The organism is Micromonospora sp. NPDC092111 (genome assembly GCF_044755745.1).
Taxonomy (GTDB): domain Bacteria; phylum Actinomycetota; class Actinomycetes; order Mycobacteriales; family Micromonosporaceae; genus Micromonospora.
Window position 1 is genome coordinate 312372 of record NZ_JBIVRQ010000007.1, and the last position, 11336, is coordinate 323707.

The following is an 11336-nucleotide window of genomic DNA, read 5'->3' on the forward strand; positions in this document are numbered from 1 at the left end:
GCGACATGCGTGGTGACCTGGTCAGGAAACTGATCGCACGATGCCTGACCACCGGCCTGGCCGGGGTCGCCTTCCTGGTGGTGGCGCTCACCGGCGCCACCGGCTGGGGCCTGGCCCTGGCGGTGGCCGCGCTGGTCGCCGCCGCCGCCGAGCGCCGGGTCCGCCCCGGTGCCGACATCGTCGCCGAGACGGTGCTGCTCGCCGCCGGCATCCTGGTCGGCTACGCCCGCCGGCTCGACGCCGGGTTCGACCCGGCCCTGGCGCTGACCGCGCTGGTGCTGCTCGGCCTGGTGCTGCTGGTCGGGCCGCTGCGCGACGCCGGCAACCTGGAGATCCGGGCGGCGAACCTGCCGGTACGGGCGTGGACCCCGCTGCTCGCCGCCCAGCTCGGCGGCGTACTGCTGGGGCTGCTCGCCGTCGTCGCGGTGGCCGCCGTGCTGGCCCTGCCCGCCGTGGTGGCGCTGGCCGCCGCCCTGCTGGTGGCCGCCGCCTGCGGCGCGGTCGGCCTGGACCTGGCCCGGCGACGGTTCCGTCCGTCGGCCGGGGGCGGCCCGGTGGCCCGGGCCCTGCGGGCGCACCAGCCGGAGTTCCTGCTCCACTTCTCCGCCCCGCCGGGCTCCGAGTACCAGGTCACCATGTGGCTGCCGTACCTGGAGCGGCTCGGCCGGCCGTTCGTGGTCATGCTGCGCGAGCCGGAGTTCCTGGCCACGATCGCCGCCGCGACCCGCGCCCCGGTGGTCTACTGCCCCACCCTCAAGGCGATGGACGAGGTGCTGGCGCCCAGCCTGCGGGTGGCGTTCTACGTCAACCACGGGGCGAAGAACAGCCACTGCATCCGGTTCACCCAGCTCACCCACGTCCAGTTGCACCACGGCGACAGCGACAAGGCGCCCAGCGCCAACCCGGTCTCGGCCATCTTCGACAAGATCTTCGTGGCCGGTCCGGCCGCGATCGAGCGGTACGCCCGGGCCGGCGTGGAGATCCCCGCCGAGAAGTTCGTCGTGGTGGGCCGCCCGCAGGTCGAGGCCATCGAGGTACGCACCGGGGCGGTCACCGGCCGGCCGCACCCGACGGTGCTCTACACCCCGACCTGGACCGGGCACCACGCCGACGCCAACTACTGCTCGCTGCCGGTGGCCGAGACGCTGCTGCGCCGCCTGCTCGACCGGGGGGCCACGGTGATCCTGCGGGCCCACCCGTACACCGGCCAGAACCCGACCTCGGCCCGGCAGCTCGCCCGACTCACCGAGCTGCTGGCCGCGGACCGGGCGCGCACCGGCCGGCAGCACGTGTGGGGTGCGGCGGCCAGCCGCGAGCTGAGCCTCACCGACTGCGTCAACCGCTCCGACGCGCTGGTCTCCGACGTCTCCGGGGTCATCTCCGACTACCTCTACTCCGGCAAGCCGTACGCGGTGACCGACCTGGGGGTGGACGGGGACGACTTCGTCGCGCGGTTCCCGCTGGCCGGCTCCGGCTACGTGCTGCGCCGGGACATGTCCAACGTGGACGACGTGCTGGCCGGCCTGCTGGACACCGACCCGCTGGCGGCGGCCCGGTGGGAGACCCGCCGCCGCTACCTGGGCGACTTCCCGGCCGACTCGTACGCCGACGGCTTCCTCGATGCCGCCCGGCGGGAGCTGGAGCCGGGCTGGAACCCGCCGGCCCCGCGTACCGCCGGCACCGCCGCGTGGGACGGGGCCGTCCCCTCCCGCGGCTGACCGTCCACCGCGCCCCGGCCGGTCAGCGGTACGGGTCGAGCCACCGGCCGCCCTGCGGAATGCGGGCTCGTCCCGCGGGCCCGGTTCGGGGGCGGTGACCGGGCGCGCAGGGACATCCGACCGACGATGATCACGCTAGAGTTCGATGCCTGGATGGGTGGAGCAGCCCATCGCACCAGCCAGGATGGGAGCGGTTTCTTGCGTTCGAGGCACTGGTCGGCACCGATGGCAGCTTTCCTGATCGTCGCACTCACCCCGCTGCTGGGGGCACCCGCGTCGGCCCGTTCGACCGAGGCGGGCGAGACCACCGTCGCGGCGGCCGACCGGGTCCTGCGGGTCTACAACAACAACATCGAGAACCTCGTGGTCAACAACTCCGACGGGTCGTGCACCCGCATCTCCGGGCCGGACCACCTCACCTCGATGCTGGTGGACGACAACGGCGCGACCGGCACCGCCGGCGTGGTGGCACCCGACATCCTGATCGTGCAACAGGTGCGCGGCACCGGCCAGGCCGAGGCGTACGCCGACCAGCTCTCGGCCAAGTTCGGCTACCCGGCCGGCAGCTACGGGGCGATCGTGGCCTGGAGTGACCCGGAGCCCTGGGGCAGCACCCACAAGTGCAGTTCGCAGGCGCTCGGCGATCTCAAGAAGAAGCAGACCAATGCGATCATCTGGAACACCAGGACCCTCAGCCTCGCCGTCGGCGACATCTCCAAGTACTGGAGCGCCGGCTGGCTGAAGCCGGGCACGGCCTACAACAACGGCGCCGGGTGCACCCTCTACAAGCCGCCGAACAGTGACCCGGACACCACCGACTACTACAAGTGGAAGCGGACGAGCGCCATCGCGGCCAGGTTCACCGTCAAGGAGACCGGCACCTCCGTGTTCGCCGCCACCATGCACCTGCCACAGGAGAACCGGCAGAACGCCTGCGCGGGCGACGGCGACACCGGAATCGCGAACACCGGCATCCACCTCGGCGCGGACGCCACCAGCCTGCTGAACGCATCGACGATCCGGATCGTGGGGATCGACGCCAACCGCACCGGCATCGCGTCGAGCACGCTGAGCGGCTTCGGCATGACCGGCTACGGCACCGCGGCGACCAGCGGTTCAAGTAAGATCGACTATCTCTTCGTCCGGGGTGGCGTGCGGCCCTCGCCCGTCGGCCACACGGTGAGCGGGACGAAGTCGAACCACCTGGCCCTGTACGGCTTCATCGACTACTGAGACGCATCGCGCCGGTAGACGCCACGGGCGTCGGTCCCCGAGGGGGACCGACGCCCGTGGCGTACGGAGCAGGATCAGGCGGAGTAGCCCCGGGTGGCGATCCAGTTCGCCAGGTCGACCGTGCTGACCCAGTACCCCGGCAGCGACGGGTCGGCCGAGTCGGCGATCCGGACGGTACGCCCGTCGTTCCGGTAGCCCACGACGGCGATGTAGTGGCCGCCGGGGAAGGAGTGCCAGCCGCCGTCGACGTCGGTGGCGTCACCGGCCACGTTCGCGACCACGGCCCGCTTGTCGGTGACCGCCGCGACCACGTCGGCCTGGAGCCGGTCGATCTGCGCGGAACTCGGCATGCCGGCGAACATCCGGGTCCGGTACGGGTCGCCCTTCACCACCGCGTTGAGCACCCGGGTGGTGTCCTCGGCCGAGTTGGTGCCCATCTCGGTGGTGCCGAGCTGAGCGGCGAGGGCATCCTGGGTGCGGTCGATGCCGGCCGCGCTGAGCGCGTTGCGCACCGCCGCCGGGCCGCAGTAGTAGTAGGTGGTCTGGGCCTGGTAGTCGTAGCTGAGGACCTTCGACGACGGCGGCTTCGGCGCCGCCTGGCGGGTCAGGTCCGGGTTTGCCGTGGCCTTGGCCTTGCTGGCGCTCGGCGACGGGCTCGCCGACGGGCTCACGGAAGGGCTGGCCGACGGGCTGGCCGGCGGGGTGGCGGCGAGCCGGGCCTGGGCGCGGGTGGCCACGTCGTCGAGCCGGGGGGCCGCCTCGGCCACCGCGGTCGGGGTCTGCCGGGCCGGGCGGTCGTCGGAGCCGTCGACCAGGGCGGCGACACCGGTCGCCAGGACGAGGGCCGCGGCCGAGCCGGCGACGAACTGGTACCGACGCTCGGTGGTCAGGCGTCGTAGCTGCCGCTTCAGGTGGTGCTTCACGGTGTTCCTCCACGGGACGGGGGCGGGGCGGGCACGCCGGGCCAGCAGATGGCGGTACGCCATCCGCGGATCGGGGTGTTCAGCGGGCCCGCTCGGCGAGTGACCGCCCGGACGAGGACCGGGCGGCGGGGCGGTTGGCCGGGATCAGCGCGTCAGGACGCGACGGTCCGGCGTCGGCACCCGGCACCGAGGTGGGGGAACGACCGGGGGGTGGGATCGTGCTGCACGAGGATGGAACTCCTTCCGACGCCGCCTACCGGGTTAGCTGACGGATTCGGGCGGGAAGATCGCCCTACCTCGGGCCGTGGCCCGTGGATTCACCCCAGGTGCAATGGGTCCCCGGTTCGTGACTGGTCACGATTGAGCGGGTCGGCGCGGCGTCGCCTCTTGCGATCGGAAACCGCACCGGACCGAGGCGACACTACTGGTCGACTTTCACCCCGCCAAGCGCTCCGAGCTGCGCAAACATGGCCAGGGTGACGGATTTCCGGTGCAGTTCGGCACTGACTCGACTCAATGGGACACCTGGTTGTCGCGGCCCGACCGGGCGGCAACCGGACAGCGCGGCGGCAACCACCGATGATCGTCGCGATCGATGTCACCGGCTGTGGTCGGATGACCGGTTCGACTTTCGGGTGACCGGGCTCACCACATTCCGGATAACGATTCGGCCCCGACGGGGGTCAGCCCACCCGGGCCGGACGCCAGCGGGCCGCCGTCGCCGTACGGGTCCCCCGTCCCGCCGGGCGCGGGGCGGGGATCCGGCCGGGGCGCAGCCGCCCCGCCGCCGCGTACGCCTCGGCGGCCAGGGCGCGGGCCGCCTCGGCGGCCAGTTCCGCGTCCCGCCACGCCCTCCGTTCCCGTTCGGCCGCCGCCCGGTACGCCGCCCGCCGCTCCGCGCGTACCGCCCGGGCGAGCAGCACCTCCTGCTCGACCGGGTGCCGGCGCTGGTCCCAGCCGTCCCGGTGGGCGAAGACGTCGCGCAGCCGCTCCACCGACAACTCCCCCCGCCAATGCGCCGCCACGGCCGTCTGGTGCAGCCAGCGCTCCCGGCCGGCGTACTCGGCGGGGGTGCGGGGCGTACGCGGGCTGGGCAGGGCACCGGCCCCGGCGAACCGGCGGGCGGCGGACTCCGCCGCGTCGTACGCCTGCCAGGTGCGGTCGACGTCCTCCTGGGCGGCCAGCCAGGCCGCCCGACGACGGCGGGCCGTCTGCGCGGCCCCGGACGCGGCGACGGCCACCTCCCCGGCGTACCGGCGCAGGTCCGCGGGCTGCGGCGCGGCGTCCGGCGACGGGCCGGCGGGCTCGGCGTCGGCCGGACGGTCCCGCTCCGGCCGGGCCGCGAGGACGGTGAGCACGGTGAGCACGATCACCAGCAGCGCGGACCAGATGGCGGCGGCGGTCGGGACCTCGATCAGGAACTGGTAGAGCACGGTGTTCACGGTCGGCACCTCACGGGAGCGGCACTGCGGAGGAAGAGTCCGCACCGGGTCCGGTGCCGGCGGCGCGTCCGTCACGGGAGCGCCGGGCCGGGTCGGATGGTGCGGTGGTGAGGTTCGGGTAGCGGCGGTCGCGGTGGGCCGGGCCCCCGCGCGGGTGGATCAGCCCGCCGGAGGTGCCCGGGGCCCGGCGACGGCGGGCGCGCGCCCGGCCGGGGCCGACGCCGGCGCGGCCGGGACGAGCCGCCCCGGGCCGGCGGGATGCGGGAGAACGTCGGTGCCGGCGGTGCCGGCCTGCCGGTCGCCGGTGGCCCCGGTGACGAGCACCGGGCCGTGGGTCGGGCCGGCCACCGACCGGTACGACGCCGGCAGGTCGCCGGCGGTGGGCCCGGACAGCAGCACGACCGGTGCCGACCCGGTGGGGGCGGCGGGCGGGGCCGCCAGGCCGAACGACAGGGAGGTGGGCAGCTCGACCGGCTCGGGCAGCGCCGGGGCGCCGAGGGAGAGCGCGACCGCGACGGCGAGGCCGGTCAGCAGCCGGACACTCCAACGCGCCACCCACCACAGCGGACTGGTGAGCGCGACCGGGAGCACGGCACCCAGGCTACCGCCGATCGGACCGACCCGCAGCGTCGGCGGGCGTGTCGGCGCGCCGGCCACCGTGGACGACCCGACCCGACCCGGCCCACGCCCCGATCCGCCCCGCCGCATCAGCGCGGCTCGCGCGGCCCCGCGTACTCCACCGGCCGCCCGCCGGTCCCCTCGGCGGCCACCTTCGGGGCCGACCCGGACGCCTCGCCGTCGGCCGCGGCCGACGCGCTGCCGGCTGCCGCCGAGCCGGTGCCGGCGGGGTCCGTGCCGGTGGCCGGATCACCGGCGGCGGTGGCGGTCGCGGCGGGACGGCGGCGGGGCGACAACCGGCGCATCATCGGCGTCTCCACCCAGCGGTGCAGCGCGCCGGCCAGCGCCAGGTTCACCAGCAGGAAGCCGAGCACGGCCAGCGGCCCCCACCACCCGGGCAGCCCGACGCCGAGGTGGCCGGTGAGCCGGAGCACGGTCACCATCACCAGCACGTGCACCAGGTAGAAGGCGAACGACACCTCACCGAGCCAGAGCAACGTGGGGTGCCGCCACGGCGACCGGCGGCCCTGCACGTCCGCCCGCGCCGCAGCCGCGATGACCAGGATGTACACCGCCGACAGGAGCGCCGCCCACAGCTCGGCGCGGATCCAGTGTGCCGCCACCCAGGTGGCCACGAAGATCAGGCTGGCCAGCGGCAGGCCCGGCCCCCGCCAGTGGCCGCGCCGCAGCAGCTCGGCGGCGGCGACGCCCAGCCAGAACTCGGTGGAGCGGACCAGCGGGAAGATCTGGGCGAACCACCAGGTGCTGCCCTCCGGTACCAGCGCCTGACCGGGCCAGAGGGCCAGGATCAGCAGCGGCACCGCGACCACCACGGCCCAGAGCAGGCCGGAGCGGGCCCGGCGGACCGCCGGCAGCACCAGTGGCAGGCAGAGGTAGAAGAACAGCTCGCAGGAGAGTGACCAGCTCACCGTGTTCATGCTGTAGAAGTAGCCGGGTGTCGGGTCCCACGCCTGGAGCAGGAAGAGGTTCTCCAGCGCGGCGCGGGGCACCACCGGGTCGGCGAACCACCACATCACCAGCAGCGCCGCCGCCCAGGTCAGCACGTGGTTGGGGTAGATCTTGGCGAGCCGGCGACGCCAGAAGTCCCGCCTGCGGTCGCCGTCGCGGGCCGACCAGACCAGGACGAATCCACTGAGGACGAAGAAGAACTGCACCCCGGACAGGCCGAGGGTGAACAGCCAGTCGACCACCGCCTTGGCGTCCGGCTGGCCGACGATCCGCATGGTGCCGGCGTGGTAGCCGAAGACCAGCATCGCGGCGATCCAGCGCAGCCCGGTCAGCGACGGCAACCGGCTCGCCAGCGGGGTGCTGGTCGCGGGCAGGGTGGCGGTCGCGGGCAGACCCTCGTCGGCACGGCTCGACACCACGTACGTCTCCTCCTCGGCCGCGTCGTCACCACGGCCGAGGGCGACGGGCGATCACGGCCCCCCGGTGGGACCGCCGCCGGGCACCCTACCCGCTCGCCATCGACGGGGACACCGACGCGGTGCGCGCGGACATCGACGGCAGCGGGCCGGCCCCCCATCCGGAGAGCCGGCCCGCAGGTGGAGCTGACGGCTACACCGTCGCCATGACGTCCAGGATCCAGTCGCGACTCTCCGGCACCGTCGCCCAGTTGGCCGTGCCGTTACAGCTCGAGTTCCCCCAGGACAGCACGCCGACCTGGTAGCGAAGCCCGTCGACCAGCTTGAACAGCGGTCCGCCCGAGTCACCGAAGCAGACGTCCCCGTTGATGCCGGTGGTGGCGATGCCACGGCCGCCGTACGCGTCGTCGGATTCGATCGACCGCACGTCCTGGGTGGCCCGCCTGAGCGTGGTCGAGGGAGCGCAGGAGACGCAGGTCCGCCCCCACCCGAAGGCGTAGGTGGTCGCACCCACCTTCGTGGTCGCGGTGGGCAGCCGTACCGATTCGGCGTTGGCGGACCGGTCGAGCTTGAGCATCGCGATGTCGTGGTACGTCCGCACCCGGGAGGTGGCGATGTTCACGACCCCGCCACCGCTGTTCCAGTAGATGCTCTTGACCCGTACCGAGAGCCGGGAGTCGGCGATCCGGCTGCCGTTGCTGTCGTACAGGCAGTGCTTCGCGGTCAGCACCCAGTAGTTGCTGACGATCGAGCCGGTGCAGTTGTAGCTACCGCTGACGAGCACGGCGGCCAGCCCGTCCGCGTCGCTCTGGACCTCGCCGCCGATGATCGGCTGCGGTGCCGCGGCGGCAGGCCCGGCGAGCCCGGCCGTGACGGTCACCGCCGCGAGCACCGCGACGAGCACCCGTCCCCATCGTGCCGTGGCGGCCCGGCCCCTGTTCACTGCCGTGGAATTCCCCCGTGTCATCACGCCTCCATCGATCTTGAGGATTTCCACGATCATCCATGGCGCGCGCCGCCCACGCTGCCCCGTTCCACGGGCACCGGGGACCAGCGCCCCTGAGCTGGGATCTCGCCTCGGCGGTTCCGCTCGCCGCCTCCCAACGGGTGGGAAGCGGGCGGCGGTCCGTTAACCCGCCGCTCGGCGGCTGTTCAGGAAATCCATCTCCGCCGGATACGTCAGGTTCCGGGTCCGGCCACCCGGATGGACGAAGGTGGCGGCGTGGTCAACCAGCCCGTGCCCGCCCCGCTGCTCAGCGTCGTCGTCCCCGTCCACGGGGTGGAGGCGTACCTGCACCAGTGCCTCGACTCGGTACGGGTGGACGTCCCGGCCGGCGCGGAGGGCGCGGTCGAGATCGTCGCCGTCGACGACGCCTCGCCGGACCGGTGCGGGGAGCTGCTGCGGGCGTACGCGGCCACCCACCCGGGCGTACGCACGGTGCACCTGAGCAGCAACGTCGGGCTCGGCCTCGCCCGCAACGCCGGGCTGGAGGTGGCTACCGGCGACTACGTGTGGTTCGTCGACAGCGACGACTGGTTGCCGCCGGGGACCGTGCCGGCGGTGCTGGACCGGCTCCGGGCGCACCGGCCCGACGTGCTGATGGTCGACCACCTGCGGGTGCACGAGGACGGCCGGCGGGAGATCGACGCCAGCAGCCCCCTGCTGCGCGGGGTGCCCGACGTGGTCCGCCTCGCCGACCAGCCCCGGCTGCTGCGGGTGCAGCACACCGCGTGGAACAAGGTGGTCCGCCGGGAGTTCATGGACGAGTTGGAGCTGCGCTTCCACCCCGGCTGGTACGAGGACATCCCGTTCAGCCACCCGCTGCTGATCGGCGCGGAGCGGATCTCCGTGCTGGACCGGGTCTGCTACCTGTACCGGCAGGGCCGGCAGGGGGCGATCACCTCCACCCGCAGCGGCCGGCACTTCGACGCCTTCGACCAGTACGACCGGCTGCTCGCCTGGGTACGGCAGCGGTACCCGGACGAACGGCTGCACGCCGAGTTGTTCGGGCTGATGGTGAATCACATGCTGGTCGTGGTGGGCAACGATGACCGGCTGCACCCGCACCTGCGCCGCGCCTTCTTCCGCCGGGTCGCCGAACAGTACCGTCGGCACCTGCCGTCGGCCGGTTACCCGCGCCCGGGTGGGGTGGCCGGGCTCAAGCACCAGCTTGTCGGCCGGGACAGCTACCTGGCGTACTCCGCGCTGCGGCGGGCCCATCGGCTGGCCGGCCGGCTGCGTTACCCGGCCGCCGGGTCGGACGTCGCCGGGCAGCCGGACGCACCGGTCGACACCGTGCCGCAGTCGGACGCGCTGGCCGGTCGGGGCACCCCCTGACCAGGCCCGTCGGCGCGGCACCGCGCCGGCTCCCGGCGCCCTGGTTTCCCGTCGTCCCCCGGGACGACGCCGGTAGCACCGCGCCCGAGCGCGGACGCACAGTGAACAGAGGTCGGAGATGACGGCGACAGTGAAGATCGGGCCGCACGTGGTGGGGGCCGGGGAGCGACCGTTCGTGGTCGCGGAGATGTCCGGCAACCACAACGGCGACCTGGACCGGGCGCTGGCGATCGTGGACGCGGTGGCGGCCAGCGGGGCACACGCGCTCAAGTTGCAGACGTACCGGCCGGACACCATCACCATCGACGTCGACACCCCGGCGTTCCGCATCTCCGGTGGGCACGAGCTGTGGGGCGGGCAGAACCTGTACCGGCTCTACGAGCGGGCGCACACCCCGTACGAGTGGCACGCGCCGATCTTCGACCGGGCCCGGGAGCGGGGGCTGACCGTCTTCTCGTCCCCGTTCGACCCATCGGCGGTGGAACTGCTGGAGGGGCTGGACGTCCCGGCGTACAAGATCGCCTCGTCGGAGCTGGTCGACCTGCCGCTGATCCGGCTGGTCGCGAGCACCGGCAAGCCGCTGGTCATCTCCACCGGGATGGCCACGGTCGCCGAGATCGACGCCGCGGTGCGCACCGCCCGGGACGGCGGGGCCGGTGGCATCGTGCTGCTGGCCTGCACCGCGTCGTACCCGGCCCCGCCGGCGGACAGCAACCTGCGCCGCATCCCGGTGCTGGCGGACGCGTTCGGCGTGCCGGTGGGACTGTCCGACCACACGCCGGGCATCGGGGTGCCGGTCGCCTCGGTGGCGCTGGGCGCCTGCTTCATCGAGAAGCACGTCACCCTGGACCGGGCCGACGGCGGGGTGGACTCCGACTTCTCGCTCGACCCGCAGGAGCTGGCCGCCCTGGTGGTCGAGTCGCAGCGGGCGCACGCCGCGCTCGGCGGCACCGCGATCGGGCCGACCCCGGCCGAGCGGGAGGGGTTGCGCTTCCGCCGCTCGCTCTTCGTGGTCGCCGACGTTCGGGCCGGCGACGAGGTGACCGCCGCGAACGTCCGCTCGATCCGGCCGGCCGGCGGCCTGCCCCCGGTGGAGATCGACCGGGTGCTCGGCCGCACCTTCACCGCCGACGTCCCCCGGGGCACCCCGCTGAGCTGGGACCTGATCTGACTGCGCTGACCGCCCGGGACTAGATCCTGGTGGGGAACGGCCCCTCCATGGGCCGTTCCCCACCAGGATCCTTCGTGCACCCGGTTCAGGGGGCGACGGCGACCGTGATCACCAGGTCGGCCAGGTGCAGGGTGCGCCAGACCGCGCGGGTGTGCGGGGGTACGGCCAGACCGTGCCGCCGCCACCAGGCGGCCACCGGCACGTCGGCCAGCTTGCACAGGCTCTCCGCCCGGGTCCACCGGGCCCAGAAGTCGACCGGGCCGAAGCGGGTGGCGAGCGCGGGCGGGACCTCGGCGGCGGCGCGTTCGGCGTCGATCGCGACCCGCCAGCCGGGGGTGGGTGGGCCGTACCAGCCGACGCAGCGCCCGTCGTCGAGGTGGCTGCGGGTCACCGCGTACCGCAGCTCGGCCGGCGTGCCGACGCGCAGGTGCCGTTCGGCGGCGCCCAGCAGGGCCGGCACCGGCCGTGGACCGACCGGCCCGTGACGGTGACCGGCCCCGGCCGCCGG

The 11336-nt window shown here is 74.0% G+C and carries 10 protein-coding genes and 1 riboswitch; of the genes, 4 read left to right on the forward strand and 6 right to left on the reverse strand.

The window, feature by feature from the left end:
- Positions 1 to 5: 5 nt before the first annotated feature.
- Positions 6 to 1718: a CDP-glycerol glycerophosphotransferase family protein gene (locus tag ACIQG9_RS17260; protein ID WP_400403120.1), complete on the forward strand. Its 1713-nt coding sequence runs from the start codon at positions 6 to 8 to the stop codon at positions 1716 to 1718.
- A gap of 225 nt (positions 1719 to 1943) precedes the next feature.
- A complete protein-coding gene (locus ACIQG9_RS17265; protein ID WP_400403122.1) occupies positions 1944 to 2951 on the forward strand; it encodes a hypothetical protein in 1008 nt (335 codons plus the stop codon).
- Between the two features lie 74 nt (positions 2952 to 3025).
- Here the strand turns inward: ACIQG9_RS17265 and ACIQG9_RS17270 are convergent, their stop codons facing one another.
- From ACIQG9_RS17270 to ACIQG9_RS17290, 5 genes are all read right to left on the reverse strand, one after another.
- Positions 3026 to 3874: a C39 family peptidase gene (locus tag ACIQG9_RS17270; RefSeq protein ID WP_400403234.1), complete on the reverse strand. Its 849-nt coding sequence runs from the start codon at positions 3872 to 3874 to the stop codon at positions 3026 to 3028.
- A gap of 235 nt (positions 3875 to 4109) precedes the next feature.
- Positions 4110 to 4251: riboswitch (cyclic di-AMP (ydaO/yuaA leader) on the reverse strand.
- 306 nt (positions 4252 to 4557) lie between these two features.
- On the reverse strand, positions 4558 to 5316 hold the full coding sequence (locus ACIQG9_RS17275; RefSeq protein ID WP_400403124.1) for a hypothetical protein: 759 nt from the start codon (positions 5314 to 5316) through the stop codon (positions 4558 to 4560).
- Between the two features lie 159 nt (positions 5317 to 5475).
- Entirely contained in the window at positions 5476 to 5907 is a 432-nt protein-coding gene (locus ACIQG9_RS17280) for a hypothetical protein (RefSeq protein ID WP_400403126.1), read from the reverse strand.
- Positions 5908 to 6023: 116 nt separating this feature from the next.
- Positions 6024 to 7322, reverse strand: coding sequence for an acyltransferase family protein (locus tag ACIQG9_RS17285; protein ID WP_400403128.1), 1299 nt, complete (start codon positions 7320 to 7322; stop codon positions 6024 to 6026).
- 190 nt (positions 7323 to 7512) lie between these two features.
- Positions 7513 to 8223 carry a S1 family peptidase gene (locus ACIQG9_RS17290; protein WP_400403130.1) on the reverse strand — a complete coding sequence of 237 codons (711 nt, stop codon included), beginning with the start codon at positions 8221 to 8223 and terminating at the stop codon, positions 7513 to 7515.
- 318 nt (positions 8224 to 8541) lie between these two features.
- Here ACIQG9_RS17290 and ACIQG9_RS17295 point away from each other — a divergent pair, with 318 nt between their 5' ends.
- Both ACIQG9_RS17295 and pseI read left to right on the forward strand, forming a co-directional pair.
- Positions 8542 to 9657 (forward strand): glycosyltransferase family 2 protein, encoded by a 1116-nt coding sequence (locus ACIQG9_RS17295; RefSeq protein WP_400403132.1) that lies wholly within the window; start codon positions 8542 to 8544, stop codon positions 9655 to 9657.
- Positions 9658 to 9775: 118 nt separating this feature from the next.
- The gene (pseI, locus tag ACIQG9_RS17300; RefSeq protein WP_400403134.1) at positions 9776 to 10828 is read left to right on the forward strand and encodes a pseudaminic acid synthase; all 1053 of its coding nucleotides are present in this window, start codon (positions 9776 to 9778) and stop codon (positions 10826 to 10828) included.
- An 85-nt stretch (positions 10829 to 10913) separates the two neighbouring features.
- Here the strand turns inward: pseI and ACIQG9_RS17305 are convergent, their stop codons facing one another.
- Positions 10914 to 11288 carry a hypothetical protein gene (locus ACIQG9_RS17305; protein WP_400403136.1) on the reverse strand — a complete coding sequence of 125 codons (375 nt, stop codon included), beginning with the start codon at positions 11286 to 11288 and terminating at the stop codon, positions 10914 to 10916.
- Positions 11289 to 11336 lie beyond the last annotated feature (48 nt).